Genomic DNA, 23,942 nt, shown 5'->3' with positions numbered 1-23,942 from the left:
GCTCACCTAGTACGAGAATCAGTCAATCAGAGCCAAAACGGCATTATCGGAAGCGGTACATTCATCACTTCAACAAATAAGAATGTCACGACGATGGGAAACAGGAAGGCCAAGCTATACACCCACCATGTGCGCACAGGGTGGGCCACAAACAAGACGAGCGTTGCAAGGATGCCACAGAACACCGCGCCCATCGTTTCAAACAGGGCAACGTAGATCACTAACGCAACGACCATCATAAAGAAACGCCGCGGCGAGCCCTTTTCAATCGCTCGCTCATCTTCCTCGCGAGCACCTGTTACCAGTAAGCCTTGAAAGATGAGCAGAATGGAAAACAGCAAAATCAACCAACCCACGATCGTAGGCAGCCAGCGGGGCGACATCATCGGGTTTTGCAGAATGGGCGGCTCATTGATGTAGTTGGGTACCAGGTAAAAGACCAGCACAAGGGCAAATCCCAGCAGGACAACGCCTGCTATAACATCGCCGATGTCCTTTATCTTCACCCTGCGATGGGAATCCGATGTCGTCATCGCTGCCTTCTCCTAACAAATAAGAGAGGCGAGGACATAGCCCTCGCCTTAACTTATTGGGGGTTACTGAACTTATTGACTGATACCAGCCTGCTCGGCAACCTCTTCCCAGCGCTGCAGGTCATCGGCGATAAACTGTTTGAACTCATCACCGGCCACTTGGCCCGGCTCAGCACCCAGCTGTTCGGCGAAATCCAGAAACTCTTCGCGCTCCATGACATTGGCTAGCGCTTCTCGCATTGTGCTCTGGGCCTCTTCAGGGAAGGAGCTGTGCGCAATCAGGCCGAACCAGGCAGTCGTGATGAACTGGTCGAGGTTATATTCACCAATTTCTGACAACGTCGGGACATCGGGAAGGTACTCGGAACGCTCGGCAGAAGTAACCGCCAGCGCACGTAGATCACCTGAACGTATGTGCGAGAGCACCGCTGGCATGTTCTCAAACGAAACATCCACATCGCCGCTCAGCAACGCAGGAAGCGCCGCGCCGCTACCCGCAAAAGGCACTGCCGTCATATTCGTTTCGGTCAGCGTTTTGAATAACTCACCCGACATATGAATGGAGCTACCTACGCCGCTGTGGCTGAAGGTCATGTTGTCTTCTTTCGCAGCTTCGATAAACTCAATAACATTCTCATAGGGGCTGTCTGCGGGCACCACCATGACATTGGGGATATCGATCATATTTTGTAGAAAGACAAAATCTTCAACGGGGTCATAGGCCAGGTCTGGGTAAATCGCGGCACCAATTGTGTGCCCTGGGGATGCCATCAGGATGGTGTGGTCAGCATCACGGCCACCGCGGGCCAGCCTGCCAGTGCCTACAGTGGAGCCCGCGCCCGGGCGATTTTCTACAATGACATTGGCATCGAGTTCTTGCTGAAGGAGATCAGCAACACGACGGGACAAGACGTCGGTAGTGCCACCCGGCGCATAAGGAACGACCAGGCGAATATCGCTAGTCGGCCACTCATTGGCGCTAGCGGAGGAAACAGTGAGACCGAGAGCCAAGGCGCTGCTGCAAACGGCGAGACAGGTTGCGGCAAAGATTTTTTTCATTTTAACTTCCTATTATTGCTTTGTTTTTATGTTCGCATTTCGTACATCTATTCGCGCTACATACAGCGAGATTACTCTTTTACTTTAGTCATAAAAAACACGACTTTAGTATAAACATCTAAAACTAAAGCATATTTAACTTAATAGGTTTATCAATAGACAGTATTCTAACTATCAGAAATGTTAACTCTTGTTGTGGAACGACAACTTATTTTGATAACTCGCCTAGAGTGCTATACACCGGCCTGTGGCAGCCGCATCGTAAATCGCCTCAACGACTCTTAGGTTTTGCAAACCATCGTGCACGCTGACCAAGGGCGTTGCTTCGCCGCGGATAACGGCGACAAAATGAGCGAGTTGGCAATCCAAAGGGTCATCGCGGCGAACATCGAGTGTCAGCTCATCAAACGGTTCCCACCATGAAGCAACTTGCTCCTCACAGTAGCGTTTGATGCGCAGCGTCGGTACCGACAATGACCCCTGAGTACCGGCCACCAGATAACACTCCTCATCGGGGTAATGCGCGTAGACAGGATCCTCACCGCTAGACTGCTCCCAGCTACGCGGCGTGGCCGCCGTATCGCTCAGTAAAAATGTGCCCAGCGCGCCGTTAGCAAACCGAAAGTTAATGGCCGCGGTATCTTCCACGGTGAACTGGCGCGTGGCCTGGGAGGTCATCGCCTGCACATGGGTGATATCGCCCAACAGTGAGCGCAGATTACCAATCTCATGGATTAGGTTGATCAACACAGGCCCACCTCCCGGCTCCCTGCGCCATGCAGCCTCGTCAAAATAGCTATCCGGCTTATAAAAAAGCGCGCTTCCCTGAATAGCGACCGGCTGCCCAATCACCCCTTCGGCAATGATGGCACGCGCTTTGGCTAAAATGGGGCTATGGGCCCGGTGATGACCGACTAAAAGAGGGACTGAGGAAGTGCTTGCCGCGTTCAACAGCCGCTCGCCTTCCGCCACGCTATGCGCCACGGGCTTTTCAATTAGCGCAGGCACACCTGCTTCTATGCACAGCAGGGCTTGTTCCACATGTAGCGCGTTGGGGGTTGCCAAAATCACCCCGTCTACTGTTTGCCGGGCAAAAAGCGTGGGTAGATCCTGGTGGTGCTCAACGGCCAACGTATTGGCAAGGGTTTGCGTTGCAGCCCCTGGGCCAACAATGGCGGTTAGCGCTACCTGGGCACTCTCCTGGATCAAGCCGATATGGCGACGACCGATAACACCCGCCCCCACCAAGGCTAGTCGAAGTCTGGTCATGACAACCTTCTCAACTATTAATGGATCACCCTAGGAGATGCTCGCCGCTTTCATGATCGCATCCAGCGCGGCCTGATAACCCTGTGTGCCCAGCCCGGCAATGACGCCATCGGCACGCAGCGATACATAGGAGTGGTGACGGAAGCTTTCGCGCTTGTGTACATTAGAGATATGCACTTCGATGACCTTACCCTCAAAGGCGTTAAGCGCATCCAGAATCGCTACTGACGTGTGGGTATAGGCAGCGGGATTGATAATAATTGCCTGGGTACCATCAAGCCGTGCCGCATGAATAGCATCAATCAGCGCGCCTTCGTGGTTGCTCTGCAGGCAGTTAAGCTCCCAGTCAGCCATGACGGCTTTTTCACGTAGCGCGTTATTGACGTCTTCAAGGGTCTCATAGCCATAAATTTCCGGCTGGCGGGTACCGAGCAGATTCAAATTAGGTCCGTGCAGCACTAATACTTTACCTTGGCTCATTCGTCAGTTTCCTTGAGTAGTTCGCGACGGTAGTGGGCAAATAGCGTGGTTGACTGCTGGTCAGCCGCCTCGCGTTTAGCTTCATCTTCACAGAACAGCTTAAAGGCGTCGACGCCCTGATACACAAACAGGCTAACCCCGCTAACCACCGCAGCGCCCGCTTGCTTTGCCGCGGAAATAAATTCAGTGACGGCGGGCACGTACACCGCATCAAAAATCCAGTGGTGCGCCTGCACCAGCTCTGCAGGCAGCGGGCAGCCGGGGCTTTTTTCGTGCCCAATCGGTGTACAGTTTACTAGCCCATCGCAGTGGGGCACGGTATCAGCCAGCTGCGCGGCGGTAATGGTCGATGCAGTGAAACCGTGTTGCTGTAGCTCCTTGGCCAGCTGGCGCGACTTGGCGTCATCCAGATCCATCAGGATTACCTCGCTTGCACCCAGTTGCCCCAGGCCAAAAGCAACGGCTTTGCCGACGCCGCCGGTGCCCATCAACAGTACGCGGCCCGGTTTGCGCTCACCTAAGGTGGCACGAAAGCCACTCATAAAGCCGGTAAAGTCTGTGTTCTCCGCGATGATTTCGCCGTTTTCAAACACCAATGTATTGGCAGCGCCGACCATTTTTGCGCCCGTGGATAGACGGGAGGCCAGCCCAACGGCGGTCTCTTTCCAGGGAAATGTCACATTAACTCCGCGATAGCCTGCGGCGATGACTTTATCTACCTGTTTTGCCAGTGACTTAATCGGTTGCTCGTTGGCATCAAACAGGTCGTAAGTAGTAAGTATGCCAGTGAGCTGCCCCAGCCGAACATGCAAGTCCGGTGAACTGGAGTTCATAATCGCTTTACCGATTAGGCCAAGTTTCATTGCTATCCTCCCGAGCAGTGCCGCTTTGCACCGCCGCATTGTTTTCGTTTTGTCTAATTAGCGCTGGGCGGCCTGAGCGGCCAGGCGAATGCCCGCGTTGGCAGCACCAAACTGCTGGTAGGCTCCACGCCGCTCAACGATTTCGAAGAAGAATCGGCCCGAGAACGTTTCGGTATAGGCGTGGAGAAAGTCGCCTTCGTCGTTGCGATCAAACAGAATATTGCGCTTACGCATTGCCTCTAACAGCTCCTCTTCCAGCCCGTAGCGTGCTTCAAGATCGTCGTAGTAATTCTGCGGAATTTTCAGCAGCGGCAAGCCGCGCGCTTGTAGCTCATCAACCGTGGCGAAGATATCGTGGCTTTCAAAGGCGATCTGCTGCACGCCACCGCGAAACTCGCTCAGAAAACGCCCTGGCTGGGTATCCTGGGCCTGTGAAACCGTCAACGGGATGCGAATACTCTGCTCTGGGCTAATCACCGCTTGGCTGATCATCATGCCCCTTGGGTCGATGATCTCGTTCTCTGCGGCCGCGTTAAATCCAAATACGGTGCGGTGAAAGAGCTGCCAACTGAGTAGCTGCGTAGCGGGCAGTACGTAAGAGAGGTGATCTACCCGGGTGAGACCGGCCTCATTGCGGCTCTCTTGGTCAAACAGTTCAAAATCGGTTCGCCACTGCAAGTCCTCAGCCGCTTGATCATCCACCAGGTAAACAAGGCTGCCTTCTATACCCCGCAGCGCTGAGATTTCCATCTCGCCTTCGCCCACCTGGCCACGGAATGTCTGTGCTTTAAATGCTTTTGCACGGGCAAGCCCGCGTTCAACATCATCAACACGGAAACCCACCGCACACACTGAGGTGCCGTGAAGCAGCCGGAAAGTATGGGCAAAGCTGTCCGTTTCAAAATTGAGCACCAGATGAATCTCACCCTGCTTCCAGAGCTCGACATTTTTGGAACGATGGCGGCCTACATGACGAAAGCCCAGTGCATCGATAAATTCGCCGAGCGGCGCGGCGCTCTCTTCGTCGAGGGTAAACTCTATAAAATGAATGCCGTTGTAGTTGGGCGCCGGGGGAATAGGGCTTGCCCAGGGGCCCTCCTCGATAAGGTTTTCGAGCAGAATGAGCGAACGAAGACCATCCAGGGCAGTGATTTCGGTTGGTGCGGCGCGAAAGGCGTCGCTAAAAATTTCCAGCGACAGCGGGCCGTCGTAACCGGTTTTGGCGAGTTCGGCCATGAAGGCTTTCAGCGGTAGGCGACCTTGGCCGGGAAAGCAGCGGAAGTGACGGCTCCACTGCAGTACATCCATATCCAGCAGCGGCGCATCTGCCACCTGGACGAAGAAGATCTTTTGTTTAGGGATTTTGCCGATGGCAGAGAGATCGTGACCACGCGATAGAATGTGAAAGCTGTCGAGCACAATGCCCAAATTAGGGTGATCGACGCGCCGCACGGCTTCCCACGTATCGCGGTAGTCAGAAATATGCCTCCCCCAGGCCAACGCTTCAAACCCCACCCGAATATTCCGCTTCGCTGCCAGCTCGGCAAGCTCGCGCAAATCGGCCACTACGCGATCCATATCATCCATGGCCTGAGGAGATACATTGCTACACACCAGCAGAAAATCAGTACCTAACTGCTCCATCAGTTCGAACTTACGCTCTGCACGCTTTAGATTGCGGCTGCGCTGCGGCTCCGGCATCGCCTCAAAATCGCGAAACGGTTGAAAGGCAACGATCTTCAGACCCAGGCGCTCACACAGCGCACGCACTTCCTGCGGCGAGCCATCAAAAGAGAGCAGGTCGTTTTCAAATATTTCTACGCCATCAAAACCGGCACGGGCAATGGCTTCCAGCTTAGTTCGCAGGTCTCCGCTTAAACAAACAGTGGCAATTGCGCGCATAGCATCCTCCCAGGTAGTGCTTTCAAGCGAATGAGCTCTAGCACCACGACTATTATGTGTCGCTATGGCTGAGCTAATGGCTTTCAGTATAGGTGACCATTGTTCGCATAGCGCTCTTTAGTTCGCATTATGCACGATAGGATAGGGGGTGTGGCAACCTGTTCCCTATACGACTAACACGACACCTATCAAAAACCGTTACTATATAGAGGTAATAGAGGTTTATTGTTATCAGAAACAATGGCTAATAAGCCCAAAGCTCTATTAACACCTGCTAAAACAGCATGTTTAGTACTGCCTTGTAACGGCCATCACGCAATATTAAACCTTGGTCTTATACGAAGGTTTGTTGATTGACAGCCGCCATAGCGATCACTAGTGTTCGCCTTAAGCACTTAAGTTCGTAAGGCGAACTAATATAATAACTCGTTGGAGGATAAGCATTATGACTAAGCCACTTTTCACCCAGTTGGCTATCGCTATCGGCTCTTTGGCAGTCGCGGGGGGCGCCCTCGCCGATTATCCTGACCGTAACATTCAAGGCACCATCCAGTGGGGAGCCGGGGGCGCCACCGACAACGTCGTACGCAGCCTGACGCCCCATGTTGAAGAGGTTCTGGATACCACTATTGTTCTAACCAACCGCCCTGGCGGTACCGGCGTTATTGGCATGAACCATGTTATGCGCCAGCGTCCTGACGGCTATAACCTCCTTTTTGGTGCGGAGAACCCCCAGCTATACCCGCTGATGGGCTTAGCCGATTTCACCTACGATGATATGTACCCTATCAATATTATCGGCCAAGGCCGGGTGGTCATTGCCACCCATCCTAATAGCCCATTCGATACTTTCGCGGAGCTGCTTGAGTACGCCCACGAGAACCCCGACGAGCTCAAAATGGGCGGAACCGGTGCCGGTGGCTTGCCCAGCACGATTCACGCAATGATCAACTCTGTTGACGATCTTAATGTTCGCACAGTGACCTTCGGTGGGGATGGACCTGGTGTTACGGCACTGCTGGGTGAACATATCGACTTTATGCCGCTAAGCCTTTCCGCTGTGGCCGAACAGATCCGCGCAGGCCGCCTGAAGGGCCTTGCCGTGCTGGGTAGCGAAGAGCTGGAAGACCTACCGGATGTTCCGCCGATCACCGATGCTATCCCAGAGCTTGATTCCTTCTTGCCTTGGGGCCCGTTCTGGGGCGTCTTTGTGCGTGAAGATACACCTGATGACGTAAAAGCCACTCTGGAAGATGCTTACGAGCAAGCCGTTGCTAGCGATGGTTTCCAAGAGTTCTTGGCCAATTTTGGTGGCGAATCGCTCAACCTCAACGGCGAAGAAGCGCAGCAATACTTGGATAACTGGCAGTCCGTCACAGCGTGGTCAATGTTCGAAGCGGATGCGGTCGAAAAATCCCCTGAAGAGTTAGGCATTCCACGCCCCTAACGCTATCTTCCTATGACTTAGGGGACAGGACTACCACCTGTCCCCTTGGAGTCTCTGTATGACTAAAAAAATTGAGCGCGTTCAAGCGGGTGAAAAGGTATTTGACTGGCTGCTTCTGCTCTTTAGTGTCGGTGTTCTCTACGAGGCTTATCGTATCGATAATGGAGTGCAGCTGAATTCCGCTGGCTCATTTCCTGTCGGGCTCGCCTTGATAATGCTTGCCTCCTCAATAGCGATTCTTTTCAGCCATCGGCGCAAGCAGCGAGACCCACAAATCCGTAGCGCAGGCCAAGAGTTTAAAGTGTTTTTACATGAGCATTTTAAAACTCATATTGTTGTGTTCTCGATAGTATCGATGCTCTATTTAGTAGCTATCGTATGGACAAGCTTCTATGTAAGCACCTTTATCTTTTTAGCCGCTATGTTCATTTATTATCGGCAAGGAAAAATCATTAGTTCTTTAGTGATTGCTTCACTTGCCATTGCGGTAATTTATGTACTTTTCACGATAGTGTTTCGTGTCTATCTTCCTTGATTATGAACCCCGAGGCATCCAATGAGTGATACCTTCTCCTATCTGCTCATGGCTTGGCTTGATCCAGGTCTATTGGGCTTAACTGCCCTTGGCGTTATCGCCGGTATTTACATCGGTGCCATTCCCGGCCTCTCGGTTACAATGGCCGTCTCTATTCTGATTTCATTTACGTTTTCCTGGGACATTAATAACGCGCTAGCGCTGATGGTGGGTATTTATGTCGGCGGCGTTTACGGCGGTTCGCGCACGGCCATTCTGCTTAATATTCCTGGTGCTCCATCAGCGGTCACAACTGCTTTCGACGGTTACCCGTTAGCCCAGAAAGGTGAAGCGGGCAAAGCGATCGGTCTGAGCACCGTGATGTCGGTCATCGGTGGCTTGATTGGTGTGGCCGTACTCGCTGCCACGGCCCCGCACCTTGCCGATCTTGCTCTTAAATTTGCCCCCCGCGACTACTTTTTAATCGCCGTCATGGGTTTGCTATTGGTCAGCTCGCTATCGGGTAAATCGCTTGCACGCGGTATTTTCTCTGTCGCCCTGGGGGCCACCATTGGGTTGGTCGGCATGGACATGGTAACCGCCCAGCCACGCCTAACCATGGGCAGTATGGAACTGCTGGGCGGGATTCATTACGTGGTGGTCATGATTGGCCTGTTTGGTGTCGCGGAAGCGTTTTACCAGCTACATAATATGGCCAAAGTGCCCGTTAAACAGAACGTCGATAAGATCGTTCCGCCTCTTAATATGGTGCTCAAGTTTTTACCGCTTTCTTTACGCACGTCTATTATCGGCGTCGTGGTTGGCGCTCTCCCCGGTACTGGTGGAGATATTGCATCACTGTTTGCTTATGATCACGCCAAGCGCACCGTTAAAAACCCTGAAGTGCCTTTTGGTGAAGGCGCGTATGAAGGGCTTGTGGCACCTGAAACCGCCAATAACGCAGCAGTGGGTGGCGCTTACGTACCTATGCTTACCCTCGGCATGCCGGGTGACGCAGTCACCGCCGTTATTATCGGTGCACTAGTCATTCATGGCCTGAATCCAGGCCCAATGCTGATGATCGAAACACCCTATATCTTTTGGTTTACGGTCGGCAATTTAGCATTGGCCAATATATTCCTGCTCATCTTTGGACTCACCGGTATTAAGCTTTTTTCAAAAATTGTTGAAGTGCCTAAAGCCATTATGATCCCGCTGATATTGGTGCTGTGTGTGGTAGGTACCTACTCGCTTAACAGCAGCATGACAGAAGTTTATTGGATGCTAGGCTTTGGCATATTGGGCTACTGGCTGAAGATGTTTGGCTTTCAGATGGGCCCGATTATTCTCGGTGTCATTCTTGGCCCGCTGCTGGATGAATCTTACCGACAGGCTATGTCATCGGTCGGTGACAGCAGTACGGATTTCCTACTCGCGCTGGTAATCAACCCACTTTCATTAGTGCTTACCTCAGTGATTGTGCTGGTTTTACTAGGCAATACTCCCCTAAAAAGTTGGTTATATTCACGCTTCAAACGTAGCTAATGTTCGTGTAACGGCACTTGTCGCCTAGGTATAGTGCCGTTTTTTGCCTGGAACCTAGCCAGCGGAGTAGTTCCGTGAGTGATGACGATACGATTCCTTCTTATGCATTGGTGTTTGACTTCGATGGCGTTGTTCTCGATTCAGCAACCCTAAAACGCCAGGCGTTTGCTGACGTATACTGTCAAGCGCCGGAAGCTCAGTACCGCGCCATCGTGGCCTACCTTAGCAGACGCGGTGGTCAGCCTAGAGAGGTCAAGTTTCGCCATATTGAAGAACACATCCTGGGCAAGCGAGCCAGTGACGCACGTATTCAGGCGCTTTGTGAGCAATTTAAAGCCAGTGTCGAAGAACACTTACTGACCGCACCGCCCATTCCCGGAGCGCTAGAATTTTTAAGCGATTGGCACCACCACCAGTGGCTATATTTGCTCTCTGCCACCCCCGAACAGGAACTCAAGGCCATTGTGGAGCAGCGCCAGTTGGCGCCTTACTTTAAAGAGGTGGTGGGAGCGCCCCCGGACAAAGCCACGGGCTTACGCAACTTACTCACCCGACACCAACTAGCAGTGAAAGCCACCGTTATGATTGGCGATTCGTATAATGACTATCGCGCCGCACGCTCAAACGGAACGCTTTTTGTCGGTGTTGCAGCGAATCCTGCTCAATCTCCTTTCCCAGCCGATGTCATCACGATTAAAGATCTACGCACATTGGTTCAAGCGCTCAACCGTTTATAGCGCCGTACACGGCGAATATATTCGCCAACCAAAGTCGCGCATACATGTTCGCCATTCGAACAATATGCTATATTGATCTTTAAAATTTACGCCTATTCCGATGAGTGGACACCAATGGAAGAGCAGCTTCAGGATGAAATGTTAACCCCCGATGACCGCGACTTCGTGACAGCGCTGGCGAGTGGCCTGGAAGTGATTTTAGCATTTGATGAGGGCCACCCAAGGATGACGCTTAGCGAAGTGGCCGCACGCACAGGCATGAACCGGGCCAAGGCCCGACGCTTTCTGCTCACCCTGCATGCACTCGGCTATGTGCGCAAACAGCAGCGCTACTTTGAGCTAGCGCCGCGAGTACTGCAACTGGGTTACTCGTTTTTGTCCGCCAATAATTATCGCAGCGCTATTCAGCAGTATTTGGAGGAGATCACCAACGAATGCGGTGAGTCATCCTCATTGGGTGTACTTGATGGCGACGATGTCATTTATGTTGCGCGCTCAGCGGCGCGTCACCGCTTGATGGCCATTACTCTGTCCATAGGAACCCGTTTACCGGCCGCATACACCTCAATGGGGCGCGTTCTGCTAGCCCAGCTGTCAGAGGCTGAGTTGGATGCCTACTTAGAGCGAATAACCCTACAGCGCCATACGGATAAAACCTTTACCTCTAAAAGCGAACTAAAAAAGTGTATTCACAAGGCCCGCCAGCAAGGCTACGCCATTGCCGATCAAGAGCTGGATTCAGGCTTACGCTCGCTGGCGGTACCGGCGTTTGATGCGAATGGCAAACTGTTAGGGGCTATTAACATTAGTACCAACGCGGCACGAATCGATTTAGACACCCTGCTCAAAGAGTACTTGCCGCTGCTGCAGTCAAAAGCGCGTCTTATCCGCACCACTATTAGCTGCTAACCCGCCAGTGCGCCAGCCTCTGCTCACCCACGGCATACTGGCACCGCATCTATAGACGTTTTAGAGCCGCCATTCGCGCTTAACGGGCAAGGCTCTTAACCTGTTACATTAGCGCTTGATCTTGTCGATGTAGGCTGGCACCCATGACGCTTCCTCTTTATCTAGGCTTGCCTATGTGGGCCAATCAAGACTGGCTGGGCAACCTTTATCCACGCCATGCCAAAACTGAGCTGCTAAGCGATTACGCGGCGGTGTTTTCCAGCGTTGAGGGCAACACTACCTTTTATAGCGGTACCCCAAAGCCGGACACCATTGCTGCCTGGGCGCGCCAGACACCACCCCACTTTCGCTTTTGTTTTAAATTGCCTGCCAGCGTCACCCACGATCAACGGCTAACCCGGTTAGAGGAGGCCTGGGCATTTTTAGCGGCGCTAGAACCTCTGCACGACCGCCTTGGCCCCACCATGGTGCAACTACCACGGGATTTCGGCCCCCAAGAGCTTCCACAGCTTGAAGAGCTACTTGCCGCTTGGCCTGCCCATTTGCCTTGCGCGGTCGAGGTTCGCCATCCTGAGTTTTTCCACAAAGGGGCCGCCGAAATTGCCCTTAACCGCCTGTTGATAACTTATTCGGCCAACCGCGTGATGCTCGACGTGCGCCCGCTCTTTTCAACCCCGGCAAATGACCATTTGGGCTTGACCCATGCCCAGCAAGAAAAGCCGAAACTCCCGCTACACGTGCTTTCCACGGCAAATTTTCCTGTCATTCGCTTTATTGGCCATATTGACAAAACGATTAATAGCGACTACTTCACCGCCTGGAAAGCCCGCCTAAAGCTGTGGATAAGTCAGGGGAAAACCCCTTTCTTATTTGTGCATACTGCGGATAACCGCGAGTCTCCCCACATGGCCCGTTTACTCTATAACGCGCTAGGAGAAGTGACGCCATTACCCGCTCTTGGCCCCTTCGCGGGTGAAAAGCAAAGCCAACTGTTTTAACCCACCTTTTTAGGCCAGCTAACTGGCATGCTTGCGGTCGATCAGATAAATTGCGCTTACTTTCGGAAAAGTACGCTGGCAATGGCGCAATTTTCCGAAAACTAGCGTGTTCAACACGCAGTGATTTACACAACAATCGACTTAATGGGTGATGTATGGCGAAGCTTGCGCATGCGCAGTGGTCATCGCGAATGACCTTTGTGCTGGCCGCCGCTGGTTCGGCGGTGGGTCTAGGGAATATCTGGAAATTTCCGTATATGGTGGGTGAAAGCGGCGGCGCTGCTTTCGTATTTGTGTATTTGCTCTGTATCGCGCTGATCGGCTTGCCCATTCTTGTCTCTGAGTGGCTATTGGGACGGCGCGGCCAGAAGAACCCCGCCAGCACCATGTCAGAACTGGCGCGCACGGCGAAAAAGCCCAAAGCCTGGGCCATCGTGGGCATTAGCGGCATTGTCGGGGCCTTCTTGATTTTATCGTTTTACAGCGTGATTGGCGGCTGGTCGCTCTACTACACCGTCAACTCGGTGAGCGGTGCTTTTAGCGGTCAAGATGCCGATGGCATTGGCGCGCTATTTAATGGCATGTTGAGTAACCCTGGGTTGCTGCTGCTGGGCCACTCCGTGTTTATGCTGCTGGTCATTGGGATTGTCGCCCGCGGCGTTACCAAAGGCCTTGAAGGCGCTGTACGCATTCTGATGCCAGTCCTCGCACTACTGCTGGTCGTGCTGATCGGTTATGGCATGACAACCGGCCACTTTGGCGAGGCGTTGACGTATATGTTCAACCCGGACTGGAGCAAGCTCACAGCAGAAACCGTGCTAGCCGCCTTGGGCCACGCCTTCTTCACCCTCTCACTGGGTATGGGCATCATGATGGCTTACGGCTCTTATTTGGACAAAGAGATCGATCTGCTGCAAACCGCCCGCACGGTCATCATCATGGATACCGTCATCGCTTTAGGCGCGGGTTTAGCTATATTCCCGATCGTGTTTGCTAATAATCTGGATGTCGCTTCGGGCCCAGGGCTGATTTTCGTTACCCTACCACTGGCCTTTGGCAATATTGATGGTGGTTTACTTTTAGGTTTGATGTTCTTTCTGCTGCTGACGTTTGCGGCATTAACATCGGCCATTTCACTGCTTGAGCCCGTGGTGGAATTCATTGAAGAGCGCACGCCGCTAGGCCGCGTCATGGCTACCGTTGTGGCCGGTGTGGGTGCTTGGTTACTGGGTATTGCAGCGCTGCTGTCATTTAACGTGTGGAGCGAACCGCTGCTGTTTGGACTGGGCGTGTTTGACCTGCTGGATACGCTGACCAGCAAAATAATGCTGCCGCTGACGGGGCTGGGTGCGATCCTATTCACCGCTTGGTGCCTGGAGCGCAGCAGTGTGGAAGACGAACTGGGTCTTTCAGCGACCGGCAAGAGCGTATGGAACATCATCGCGCGCTATGTAGCGCCCGCTGGCGTTATTGCCGTGTTCGTAACAGGGCTAATCTAAGCTGAGCCGCCAAGGCCCTGCTAACCGGCAGGGCAGCGTGGTTCTGCGCAGATAATAGTTGCGCCCCTAACCTCTTGGCACCCTAAAACTTAGTGCAATTCGCTCTCTTGCCGATCTTCATCAGGCAAGGGGGCGATATCCCGCGATAACTTTTGAAACTCACGATGAAGCTCAATACCCCGCCGCGCTCTTAAGCTGCGTTGGGCAGCGCTGCGCTGGCGCTGGGCATGCTCATCGACTTCCATACTCATAAAGATGTCGAGCAATTCGCTTTTAACCGAGGTGATTCGTTCGACGTTTCTCATAATCGACGTTCCTCCAGATGAATATGCCTTCGTCCACCTGCATCCGTGACGACTGTGATGATGCAGTGCGGCACTTCAATTATTACTATAACCTACTTGACAAAATGATGACCAATCTTAAAAAAACTGACTAACGACCTTAAACGCTGTTGGATCGCTGCCTAATAGTTTGTGGCCCTATGGGCTCATTGAGGCATACTGTTCTTATCGCATTGAAGCAATACGAAGCATCACAGTGAGCAGATAGGCAGAAACGGTCGTTTAAAACGACTGTATATTGGCGTACTGTTAACTACCTGTTGGTTGAGCACCCAAGGAGCTGAACGTGAGTCGCGCCCTGTTCGATGAAATGAGACGCCGCATGGAGCACTTTCGACGCTCCGAGCAAAAAGTGGCGCGGTTTGTACTGCGCAACCCCGAAGAGGTCATCCACATGCGCATTGTGGATCTGGCCACCGAAGCCACCGTTAGCGAACCTACCGTGGTGCGCTTTTGTCGTGCGCTGGGGTGCAATGGCTTTCAGGATTTCAAGCTACAGCTGGCGCAAATGCTGGCCAGCGGCAGTCAGTTCGCGCAATTCTCCATGAACGACAGCGACTCGGTCGCTGAATTTTCCCACAGCATCTTCGACTCGACCGTAGGTACACTGCTCTCGGTTCGTGACCGGCTGGATAACGATGCCCTGGGCCGTGCGGTAAACGCCCTGGCGATGGCCAACCGGGTCGAGTTCTATGGCTTTGGGGCTTCCGGTGCAGTGGCCTTTGATGCCCAGCACAAGTTTTTTCGCCTGCAGATCTCCACTTCTGCCTACGCCGACCCGCATATGCAGAATATGTCGGCAGTGACCTTGAACGATGGCGATGTGGTGGTGGCAATTTCACAAACCGGCCGTACCAAAGCGCTAGTCGCCAGCGTACGCCTGGCTCGCGAGGCGGGTGCAACAGTCATTGGCCTGTGCCCCAGCGGCTCGCCACTCGCCGAAGAGGTCAGCCTGCCGCTGTATATCGATGTCCATGAAGACACCGAAATCTACACCCCGCTTAGCTCGCGCATTGCCCATCTGGTGCTGATCGATGTACTCGCCGTGGGTGTGGCCAAAACCCGCGGGCCGAAACTCGCCGAACAGCTCAAAGCAGTTAAAAAGAGCCTGAATACGCTGCGTTTCCCAGAAGAATAATTAGCTTCTTAGCGCTGCCATAACTATAAGCCTCGGTGCCGAGGACAGGCTTACGCGAGGGCGCTGTTAGAAAGTTTTTAAAGGTAGCAGTTGCGAATAACTGCAATCACTACACCTGTATACACAGCCAGTTCGCTGGCTGTGCTAGACTAGCCGCCTATTTTTTGATCCGGCAGCGGCTACTATGGACGACGTCACGGCGATTCTCGATCAGCTCAACTCCGCCCAGCGCGAAGCAGTGAGCGCCCCTCAAGGTAATCTGTTGGTGCTCGCAGGCGCAGGCTCCGGTAAAACCCGCGTGCTGGTGCATCGCATCGCCTGGCTGATGCAGGCCGAAGGGCTGTCCCCTTATGCCCTGCTGGCAGTGACCTTTACCAATAAAGCCGCCAAAGAGATGCGCACCCGCCTTGAGGCACTGCTGAGCATCTCGATGCGCCATGTATGGGTGGGCACCTTTCACTCCATCGCCCACCGCCTGCTGCGCACCCACTGGCAGGACGCCAAGCTACCGCAACACTTTCAGATTATCGATTCTGACGATCAGCTACGCCTGGTCAAACGGCTGTTGAAAGATTACTCGATCGACGACGAACGCTTCCCACCCCGCCAAGTGCAGCACTTTATCTCCGGCTGCAAAGAGGAGGGACTGCGCCCACACCAAGTCAATGTGGATGGCGATGCCTACATGGGCCAGATGGTCGAGCTCTACGAGCGCTACCAACTTACCTGCGAGCGCGGCGGCCTGGTCGATTTCGGTGAACTGCTGCTGCGAAGCCTGGAGCTACTACGCGACAACCCGGCGCTGTTAAACCACTACCAGGAGCGCTTTGGTCATGTACTGGTAGATGAGTTCCAAGATACCAATACCCTGCAATACGCTTGGCTAAAACTGCTCACCGGCATGAAGACGCCGATGACGGCGGTGGGTGATGACGACCAGTCGATCTACGGCTGGCGCGGTGCCAAGGTGGAGAATATCAGCCGCTTTGAGCAAGAGTTTCCGCAAACCCACACCGTACGGCTTGAACAGAACTATCGCTCCACCAGCGCCATCCTGGAAGCCGCCAATACGCTGATCAGCCACAACAGCGAGCGGATGGGTAAAAACCTGTGGACTGACGGCATCGAAGGCGAGCCGATCTCAATTTACGCTGGGTTTAACGACCTGGAAGAAGCCCGCTATATCGTCGATACCATCAAGGAGAAGGTCGACGAAGGCTTTAACCGCCGCGATATCGCGATTCTCTACCGCTCAAACGCTCAGTCGCGGCTGCTGGAAGAGACGCTGATTCGCCAAGGCATGCCCTACCGTATTTACGGCGGCCACCGCTTCTACGAGCGCCTGGAAATCAAGAATGCCCTGGCCTACCTTCGCCTGATGCTCAACCGCGACGACGATGCCTCGCTGGAGCGGGTGATTAACGTACCCACCCGCGGCATCGGCACGCGCACGGTCGAGATTGTCCGCCTGCGCGCTCGGGAACAAAGTATCCCTCTCTGGCAAGCGCTCCACGATGCGATTAACGACGGCACCTTGAAAGGCCGCGCGGCCAATGCCGTGCAAACCTTCGCCAACCTGATCGAGCAGCTCGATAACGATGCCTCTGGCATGGCGCTGCATGAAATTATCGATCACGTCACGATACACACGGGCCTGATAGAGCATCACAAAAGTGAGCGCGGCGAGAAAGGCCAAGCGCGGGTCGAGAACCTGGAAGAGTTGGTTACCGCTGCCCGTGCCTTTACCCAAGGCGATGTCTTTGAAGCGCCTGAAGCGGGCGAAGGCATGGCGGCACTGGAAGCATTTCTCTCAGAGGCCGCTCTTAACGCAGGCGACCACGAAGCCGAAGAGTTTGAGGACAGCGTACAGCTGATGACGCTGCACTCCGCCAAAGGTCTGGAGTTCCCCGTAGTATTTATTGCCGGTGTCGAGGAGGGGCTGTTTCCACACAAGATGTCCCTGGAAGAGCCGGGTAGGCTCGAAGAGGAGCGCCGGCTCTGTTACGTCGGCGTCACACGCGCTATGCAGAAGCTCTACCTCACACACGCCGAAACCCGCCGCCTGCACGGCAAAGAAGTGTTTCCACGTCCATCACGCTTTTTGCGCGAGCTACCGCCGCACCTACTCGAAGAAGTTCGCCTGCGCGGGCATATTTCCCGCCCGGTCACCGCATCGCGCACCTCCTTTGCCCAGCAAAGTGTCGAGAGCAGCGGTGATATACCCGCCTTACATGTCGGTCAAGGCGTTGAGCACCCGGTGTTCGGTGAAGGGATTATTCTTAACGCGGAAGGCGAAGGGGCTCGCGCCCGGGTTCAGGTCAGCTTTGAAGGCGAAGGGGTCAAATGGCTAGTGCTTGGTTTTGCTAAGCTAACGCCGCTTTAAGCCGCTACGCGCGTGGCGTTGAGTGCAATGGCTTGCCGATTAAAACCCGCTTAGCGCATACTGGCGAACGGACATTGCGCCTTTGTGCGCGCTGACAAAAAAATCCTATAATCTCCGGAGTTTTGCTCACCATGCAACGCCGTCACTTCCTCAAAACTGCCAGCCTTGGCGTCGCCGGGGCCGTTGCCGCCCCCTTCGTAACCACCTCAAGTGCTCGCGCTCAAGAAACCTTCACCTGGGACATGGTCACCTCGTGGCCGAAAAACTTCCCTGCCCTGGGTACTGGTGCGAATGATTTCGCCCGCCGGGTAGAACAGCTTTCCAACGGCCGCATGCAGATCCGCGTCCACGGCGCGGGTGAACTGGTACCAGCCCTGGAAGTCTTCGATGCGGTAGCAGCTGGTACCGCTGAAATGGGCCACTCTGCCTCTTACTACTGGCGCGGCAAAGTCGCTGCCTCGCAGTTCTTTACCGCTGTACCCTTCGGTATGACGACTACCGAAATGAATGCCTGGTTGTACCACGGCGGCGGTCAGGAGCTTTGGGATGAGATCTACGCCAATCACAACCTGAAGCCGTTTGCCGTGGGCAATACCGGCACGCAGATGGCGGGCTGGTTCAAGAAAGAGATCAACTCACTCGACGACATGCAGGGGCTGAAACTTCGCCTGCCAGGCCTGGCAGGCGAAGCGATGAACAGCATCGGTGTCAGTACGGTTACTATGCCAGGTTCAGAAATTTTCACCTCGCTGCAAACCGGCGCACTGGATGCCGCTGACTGGGTGGGGCCGTATAACGATATGGCATTCGGCCTGCATCAGGTGGCTGACTACTACTACACCTCGGCGTGGAACGAGCCCTCTGCGGTACTGGAAGGGACGATCAACCTGGATGCCTGGAACTCGCTGCCGGAAGACCTGCAGGACGTGATCCGCGAAGCGGCGCGGGCGTCTAACCTGGCCATGATCAGCGAATTTGCCTTCCGCAACGCGCAAGCACTGGAAACACTGGTCGATGAACATGGCGTTCAGTTGCGTACTTTCCCTGACGATGTAATGGCGGCGTTATACACCTCGTCTCAGGAAGCGATCCAGCGCCAGGTCGACAGCGACGAAGAGTCTCGCCGTGTTTACGAGTCTTATTCAGCTTTCCAGAAGCTGCTGCGCCCGTTCAGCGATGTGGGTGAATACGCCTACCTCAAGAACCGCGATAACGTCGACGGTTAATGAGCCGCTAGACAAATAAACGATAAGCACGACAAAAGGGCGCCCTAAGCGCCCTTTTGCTATTTCAAGTTGAAGTGAGCTAGTCGCTATGTACTGCTCGGATGCGCCCATTATCGTCCAGCGCAACCATCACAAAGCGCGCCTCGGTAACTTTTTGGCGCTCCTCTATGCGTTGCCCATGGGGAGGACGCACCCAGACCTCCACATCAATCTTGATCGAGCTATGACCAATTTCTTGCACTTGGGTGTAAACGCTGACCATTGAGCCAACGCGCACCGGGCTTAAAAAGTCCATGGCTTCAATCGCCACGGTCGCCGTGCGACCACCCGCTTCACGACCGGCCGCCAGCTCAGCCGCCTGGTCCATTTGATTGACCAGCCATCCACCGGGTATATCACCATAAAAATTGGTATCTTGGCGGGAAGCCAGTAGTTTTAAAGTAAGCTGCCCTTGAGGGGCCGGTACGTCATCCAAATCGGTTTCCAGAAGAGTCATGAGTTAGTCGCTTAGTCAGTTTATTGTTGTAAACGTTGCAGAGTGGCACGTTGTTTATGCGTGTTGCTGCATCGCAACACAAAGGAATGAATTTAGTTAACCATAAGAGGACGCTCGTTTGAATACTCGTTTGACGACTCTTTGCATTAATCGGAGGTTAACTTCCGCCGTCCGTCGCACCGTATTGAGCGGAGTGGCGTTTATACTGATGCTGATAACGCCCCTGACCTGGGGGCAGCAGCCAACAGTTATTAGCGGCACCTTGGGCGCGGTGGGCTCCGACACTATGGCGGGGCTAATGCTGCGCTGGGGTGAAACCCTCACCACCCGCTATCCTGACGTAAAGCTGCAGTTTCAAGCAAGTGGTTCAGCCAGTGCGCCCACGGCGCTGATGGCTGGCACCACCCGGCTTGGTCCGATGTCTCGTCCGATGACCAGCGAAGAGCGTGATAACTTTATTGAGCGCTATGGCTATCCACCGCTGGAATTAAAAGTCGCCCGTGACGCACTGATTGTAGTCGTACACCGCCATAACCCCTTGCGCGCTCTGACCCGCCAGCAGGTTGATGCGATCTTCTCAACCTCGCTGGCCTGCGGTGGTGAAACGCCGATCAGGCGCTGGGAGCAGCTATCGGCAACCCGTGACTGGTCATTTGGTAGCATTGCGCTGCATGGGCGTAACCTTGCCTCGGGTACCCATGGGCTATTTCAACAGCGGGCGTTATGTGGCGGTCTTTTTCGTAACGACATTAGTGAGCACCCCGGCTCATCGGCGGTGGTCGCGGCCGTTGGCGAATCTGCCAATGCGATGGGCTATGCGGGGTTTAACCACCTCACCCCAGCCGTGCATGCATTGAGCCTGTATAACGATGATGGCATTGCGATACCGCCCGATGAAGCGGCTATACAGAGCGGTGACTACCCGCTGTCGCGCTATCTTTACCTCTATGTGAACCTACCGCCGGGGGAGAACTTACCCCCCGCCGAGCAGGCACTGCTCAAGTTGATTATGTCCGATGAGGGCCAGCAGATTGCGCGCGCATCCGGCTTTGTACCATTAACCTCCAGTGTCCTTAGTGCACAACAGAGGTGGTAAACCACTGTCATCTAACTGACACATAATTGTCTTAGGGTAGGGATTCTGTCTATGCACTGTTTTTCACCACATTCTGGTTTTTCACTACCTATTGGTCAGCGCTATGATCACCTCGGTTTTGCCATGATATCCACATGACCCTACCTCGGTTAACCTCTTCTCGACAGCCGCTTAGGCTACTGCAAGACCGCATGGCCACCGGTTTAATCACCGCTGGCGGCATAGGCGTGCTGTTGGCAATCCTGGCTATCGGTGTCTTTTTGGTGTGGGAAACCCTGCCGCTGCTGGCGATTGGCGATACCTTAGCGCTGGCTAAGCTCTCTCCCCTGGCGTGGGGCACGCTCAAAGCCGCCCTAGCCGCACTGCTGTTCGCCATTCCCGTGGCCTTGGGAGCCGCCATCTACTCTGCGCTGTTTATGTCAGCGCGCCTGCGCTCGCGGATCAAGCCCGCGCTCGAAATGATGGAGGCGATCCCCGGTGTGGTGGTGGGCTTTATTGCCGGGCTTATTTTGGCACCTTGGGTAGAACGCCATCTCGCCAGCGCTTTGGTGCTGATCATTTGGCTGCCGCTTAGCGCAGCGCTTGCCGGCTTACTCTGGCAGTGGGCCAAAACACGCCTACGCCGCCGTTTACCGCTCTCCTGGGCGGGTCTCTGGCTCGTTCCCTGGCTCGCTGTAATGGTGGCGATAGCACTATGGCTCGCGCCCTGGATGGAGCAGCAGTGGTTAGGCGGTGATTTACGCCAGCTACTCGACCAGCGCTATGGCATGGATTACGCCACCCGTAACGCACTGATTGTCGGCATTGCCATGGGCTTTGCCGTTATTCCCAGCATATATTCACTGGCAGAAGACGCGCTCGCCGATGTGCCTGCTAGCTTAATCGAGGGCGCCCAGGCGATGGGGGCCAGCCGCTGGCAGGCGCTATGGAAAGTGGCGCTGGTGGCAGCGGGCCCAGGTATCTTCTCGGCGATAATGATCGGTGCGGGCCGGGCGGTGGGCGAAACCATGATAGTGCTTATGGCCAGCGGTAATACGGCTCTGTTTAGCGCCAGCCCCTTTGAAGGCATGCGCTCCATGGCCGCGGCTATCGCCATTGAGCTGCCTGAAGCGTCACCCGGTGGCCAAACCTACCATCTGCTGATCTTGGCTGCACTGGTGCTGTTTATCTTCACGTTTCTGGTCAACACCCTTGCCGAGGTCGTCCGCCAGCGTTTACGCCGCCGCTTCCGCCAGATGGGGGGCACATGATGAACTCTGCGACCCACACCGCCTCTCGCCGCCGGCGCTTTAGCCGGGTAAATGATGTATGGCCCTGGCTTTGCGCAGCCAGCGTAGCGCTCTCCCTGCTGATGCTGGGCGCCTTACTCGCGCTACTGCTGGTACGCGGGCTAGGGCACTTTTGGCCCGCTACGCTGGAAGAGGTCACCCTTGACTCGGGTGAAACCTTTGCTGGTCAAGCTGTGCGCGAAGTCGCGCTACCCCAGCGAGCTGGGGATGAACGCCTCTACTTTACCGGCAACCAGGATATAGAGGGCGTTCGCTGGCGCTGGGTGGCGATTGATGAAATTGCCGAGCGCGCCCAGCCAGACGATTTGATTCGTCTTGATCGCAGCCCCTGGGGTGACTTTATTGGCCGCTTGGTGGCCATTGAGCAGCATGATCAACGCTGGGAGGGAGACGCTGCCTGGCAGCGATTAAACGCTTTATTGGCACTTCCCGCCAGCCAACGCCAGGATAGCCAACTGCTGCTTACCACCGTGGACGGCCAAACCCTGCGCCAACCGCTGGCCAGCGTGGCGAACGCTCAGGCTCCCAATGCCATGAGCGTGTGGCAGAAAACGCTCGCCTGGGGGGATGCAGTTTGGCGGTTTCTGAGTGAGGGGCCACGGGCCGCCAATACCGACGGTGGCGTCTGGCCCGCGATATTTGGCACGGTGCTGATGGTGATTTTAATGTCGGTGATGGTGACCCCGTTTGGGGTGCTGGCCGCTATTTATCTCAATGAAATCGCTCACCAGGGGCGGCTGACCCGGCTGGTACGTATTGGTGTGCGCAACCTGGCGGGCGTTCCGTCGATTGTGTATGGCGTATTTGGTTTGGGAGTGTTTGTTTACGGCATTGGCGGCTCGCTGGATGAGTGGTTTTTCAGCGATACCCTACCTTCGCCCACCTTTGGCACCGGCGGCCTGTTATGGGCGTCGCTCACCCTGGCACTGCTGACCCTACCGGTGGTGATTGTGGCAACAGAAGAGGGGTTAGCGCGGATTCCCGAGGCGCAGCGGGAAGGCGCCGTGGCGCTCGGCGCTACGCGCTTAGAGATGCTCACCCGCATTGTACTGCCCATGGCAGCCCCTGCCATGCTGACAGGTATCATTCTAGCAGTAGCTCGCGCGGCCGGCGAAGTGGCGCCGCTAATGCTGGTTGGCGTCGCTAAGCTGGCGCCTCAAATGCCCATCGATGGTGAGTTTCCTTACCTACATTTAGAGCGCAAGTTCATGCACCTTGGCTATCATTTATTTGATACCGCCTTTCACGGCGAAGATGTGCAGGCTGCCATACCGCTGGTTTACGCCACAGCGCTACTTTTAGTGTTAATTGTGCTGGTGCTTAACCTAACTGCCATATTTCTGCGTCATTATCTTAGGCGTCAACGGGGAAACGAATGCTAGCGTCATTACATTCAGCCAATACCTCTCAGGCACCAGTGGCGCACTTTTCGTCCGAGCACAGCTGCCTGAGTATCGATCACTTTAGCCTCGCCTACGCGGGGAAAGAGGCGTTGCGCGAGTTAACCCTCAGTGTTCCCCGGCATCGTGTAACGGCCTTTATCGGCCCGTCAGGTTGCGGTAAGTCGACGTTGTTACGGGCAATTAACCGTTTGCACGATCTTAATGAGTCAGTCACCCACAGCGGCCAAATCACGCTGGAAGGGCAGGATATTCATGACCCGCAAATGAATGTGACTGAGCTGCGGCGGCGTGTCGGGATGGTGTTTCAAACGCCCAACCCCTTCCCCATGTCGATCTATGAAAACGTGGCCTTTGGGCTACGACTGCAACAGCGCATGCCCAAGCGCAAAAGGGACGACATTATTGAGTGGGCGTTAACTTCCGCCGCTCTGTGGGATGAAGTGAAAGACCGCCTACACCGTTCCGCTTGGCAGCTTTCCGGTGGCCAGCAGCAGCGTCTGGTGATCGCCCGTACCTTAGCAGTACAGCCCGACGTGCTGCTGCTTGATGAGCCAGCGTCAGCGCTAGACCCAATTTCAACCCTCAAAATTGAGGAGTTGATCCGTAACCTCAAGTCGGAGCTGACGCTGATCCTGGTCACCCACAATATGCAACAAGCGGCGCGCGTATCGGATTACACCGCCTTTTTGCATCAAGGGGAGCTGGTTGAATACGGCCCTACCGATCAGGTCTTCACCAACCCCCGTTTGCAACGCACTGAAAACTACATCACCGGCCGTATCACCTAGGCCTTAGCAACTGAACCGTCAGGA

At 54.6% G+C, this 23,942-nt stretch carries 22 protein-coding genes; 14 read left to right on the top strand and 8 right to left on the bottom strand.

The window, feature by feature from the left end; translation table 11 throughout:
- Window positions 1-26: 26 nt before the first annotated feature.
- From ACW17M_RS00850 to ACW17M_RS00825, 6 genes are all read right to left on the bottom strand, one after another.
- Window positions 27-533 carry a tripartite tricarboxylate transporter TctB family protein gene (locus ACW17M_RS00850; protein ID WP_457546735.1) on the bottom strand — a complete coding sequence of 169 codons (507 nt, stop codon included), beginning with the start codon at window positions 531-533 and terminating at the stop codon, window positions 27-29.
- A gap of 72 nt (window positions 534-605) precedes the next feature.
- Entirely contained in the window at window positions 606-1,592 is a 987-nt protein-coding gene (locus ACW17M_RS00845; protein WP_022521133.1) for a Bug family tripartite tricarboxylate transporter substrate binding protein, read from the bottom strand.
- A 225-nt stretch (window positions 1,593-1,817) separates the two neighbouring features.
- Window positions 1,818-2,861: a Gfo/Idh/MocA family protein gene (locus ACW17M_RS00840; RefSeq protein WP_230804257.1), complete on the bottom strand. Its 1,044-nt coding sequence runs from the start codon at window positions 2,859-2,861 to the stop codon at window positions 1,818-1,820.
- 30 nt (window positions 2,862-2,891) lie between these two features.
- Window positions 2,892-3,341: a type II 3-dehydroquinate dehydratase gene (gene aroQ, locus ACW17M_RS00835; protein WP_027958712.1), complete on the bottom strand. Its 450-nt coding sequence runs from the start codon at window positions 3,339-3,341 to the stop codon at window positions 2,892-2,894.
- Window positions 3,338-4,204, bottom strand: a complete 867-nt coding sequence (locus ACW17M_RS00830) for a shikimate dehydrogenase family protein (protein ID WP_230804259.1) — start codon at window positions 4,202-4,204, stop codon at window positions 3,338-3,340. The genes aroQ and ACW17M_RS00830 overlap by 4 nt, the downstream gene beginning before the upstream one ends.
- Before the next feature lie 57 nt (window positions 4,205-4,261).
- Window positions 4,262-6,106, bottom strand: coding sequence for a bifunctional sugar phosphate isomerase/epimerase/4-hydroxyphenylpyruvate dioxygenase family protein (locus ACW17M_RS00825; RefSeq protein WP_230804261.1), 1,845 nt, complete (start codon window positions 6,104-6,106; stop codon window positions 4,262-4,264).
- 445 nt (window positions 6,107-6,551) lie between these two features.
- On the opposite strand from ACW17M_RS00825, the gene ACW17M_RS00820 reads away from it, so the two are divergent.
- From ACW17M_RS00820 to ACW17M_RS00790, 7 genes are all read left to right on the top strand, one after another.
- Complete coding sequence (locus ACW17M_RS00820; RefSeq protein ID WP_022521127.1) at window positions 6,552-7,553, top strand: tripartite tricarboxylate transporter substrate binding protein; 1,002 nt, start codon at window positions 6,552-6,554, stop codon at window positions 7,551-7,553.
- Between the two features lie 58 nt (window positions 7,554-7,611).
- Window positions 7,612-8,088, top strand: coding sequence for a tripartite tricarboxylate transporter TctB family protein (locus ACW17M_RS00815; protein ID WP_400670005.1), 477 nt, complete (start codon window positions 7,612-7,614; stop codon window positions 8,086-8,088).
- A gap of 21 nt (window positions 8,089-8,109) precedes the next feature.
- Entirely contained in the window at window positions 8,110-9,612 is a 1,503-nt protein-coding gene (locus ACW17M_RS00810; RefSeq protein WP_022521125.1) for a tripartite tricarboxylate transporter permease, read from the top strand.
- Window positions 9,613-9,686: 74 nt separating this feature from the next.
- Entirely contained in the window at window positions 9,687-10,349 is a 663-nt protein-coding gene (locus tag ACW17M_RS00805; RefSeq protein WP_457546734.1) for an HAD family hydrolase, read from the top strand.
- A gap of 114 nt (window positions 10,350-10,463) precedes the next feature.
- Entirely contained in the window at window positions 10,464-11,258 is a 795-nt protein-coding gene (locus ACW17M_RS00800; protein ID WP_022521123.1) for an IclR family transcriptional regulator domain-containing protein, read from the top strand.
- A 143-nt stretch (window positions 11,259-11,401) separates the two neighbouring features.
- Window positions 11,402-12,256 (top strand): DUF72 domain-containing protein, encoded by an 855-nt coding sequence (locus ACW17M_RS00795; RefSeq protein WP_457546733.1) that lies wholly within the window; start codon window positions 11,402-11,404, stop codon window positions 12,254-12,256.
- A 155-nt stretch (window positions 12,257-12,411) separates the two neighbouring features.
- Window positions 12,412-13,755: a sodium-dependent transporter gene (locus ACW17M_RS00790; RefSeq protein WP_041157420.1), complete on the top strand. Its 1,344-nt coding sequence runs from the start codon at window positions 12,412-12,414 to the stop codon at window positions 13,753-13,755.
- Window positions 13,756-13,844: 89 nt separating this feature from the next.
- Here ACW17M_RS00790 and ACW17M_RS00785 read toward each other — a convergent pair whose 3' ends face one another.
- Window positions 13,845-14,060, bottom strand: coding sequence for a PA3496 family putative envelope integrity protein (locus ACW17M_RS00785; protein ID WP_022521120.1), 216 nt, complete (start codon window positions 14,058-14,060; stop codon window positions 13,845-13,847).
- Window positions 14,061-14,385: 325 nt separating this feature from the next.
- Here ACW17M_RS00785 and hexR point away from each other — a divergent pair, with 325 nt between their 5' ends.
- The 3 genes from hexR to ACW17M_RS00770 all read left to right on the top strand — a co-directional run bounded on the left by hexR (window position 14,386) and on the right by ACW17M_RS00770 (window position 18,846).
- A complete protein-coding gene (gene hexR, locus ACW17M_RS00780; protein WP_009286287.1) occupies window positions 14,386-15,237 on the top strand; it encodes a transcriptional regulator HexR in 852 nt (283 codons plus the stop codon).
- Between the two features lie 184 nt (window positions 15,238-15,421).
- On the top strand, window positions 15,422-17,620 hold the full coding sequence (gene uvrD, locus ACW17M_RS00775) for a DNA helicase II (RefSeq protein WP_009286288.1): 2,199 nt from the start codon (window positions 15,422-15,424) through the stop codon (window positions 17,618-17,620).
- A 131-nt stretch (window positions 17,621-17,751) separates the two neighbouring features.
- Window positions 17,752-18,846, top strand: a complete 1,095-nt coding sequence (locus ACW17M_RS00770) for a TRAP transporter substrate-binding protein (protein WP_400670016.1) — start codon at window positions 17,752-17,754, stop codon at window positions 18,844-18,846.
- Between the two features lie 79 nt (window positions 18,847-18,925).
- Here ACW17M_RS00770 and ACW17M_RS00765 read toward each other — a convergent pair whose 3' ends face one another.
- The gene (locus ACW17M_RS00765) at window positions 18,926-19,342 is read right to left on the bottom strand and encodes an acyl-CoA thioesterase (protein ID WP_022521117.1); all 417 of its coding nucleotides are present in this window, start codon (window positions 19,340-19,342) and stop codon (window positions 18,926-18,928) included.
- Between the two features lie 208 nt (window positions 19,343-19,550).
- Between ACW17M_RS00765 and ACW17M_RS00760 the strand changes: the two genes are divergently transcribed.
- The 4 genes from ACW17M_RS00760 to pstB all read left to right on the top strand — a co-directional run bounded on the left by ACW17M_RS00760 (window position 19,551) and on the right by pstB (window position 23,918).
- Complete coding sequence (locus ACW17M_RS00760; protein WP_230804270.1) at window positions 19,551-20,438, top strand: PstS family phosphate ABC transporter substrate-binding protein; 888 nt, start codon at window positions 19,551-19,553, stop codon at window positions 20,436-20,438.
- 134 nt (window positions 20,439-20,572) lie between these two features.
- A complete protein-coding gene (locus ACW17M_RS00755; RefSeq protein ID WP_009286291.1) occupies window positions 20,573-21,688 on the top strand; it encodes an ABC transporter permease subunit in 1,116 nt (371 codons plus the stop codon).
- Window positions 21,685-23,109, top strand: coding sequence for a phosphate ABC transporter permease PstA (gene pstA, locus ACW17M_RS00750; protein WP_141440245.1), 1,425 nt, complete (start codon window positions 21,685-21,687; stop codon window positions 23,107-23,109). The genes ACW17M_RS00755 and pstA overlap by 4 nt, the downstream gene beginning before the upstream one ends.
- Complete coding sequence (gene pstB / locus ACW17M_RS00745) at window positions 23,103-23,918, top strand: phosphate ABC transporter ATP-binding protein PstB (protein WP_009286293.1); 816 nt, start codon at window positions 23,103-23,105, stop codon at window positions 23,916-23,918. The genes pstA and pstB overlap by 7 nt, the downstream gene beginning before the upstream one ends.
- Window positions 23,919-23,942 lie beyond the last annotated feature (24 nt).

Source organism: Vreelandella sp. 2A-K22 (assembly GCF_054065485.1).
This window is presented reverse-complemented; position numbering and strand designations above follow the sequence as displayed.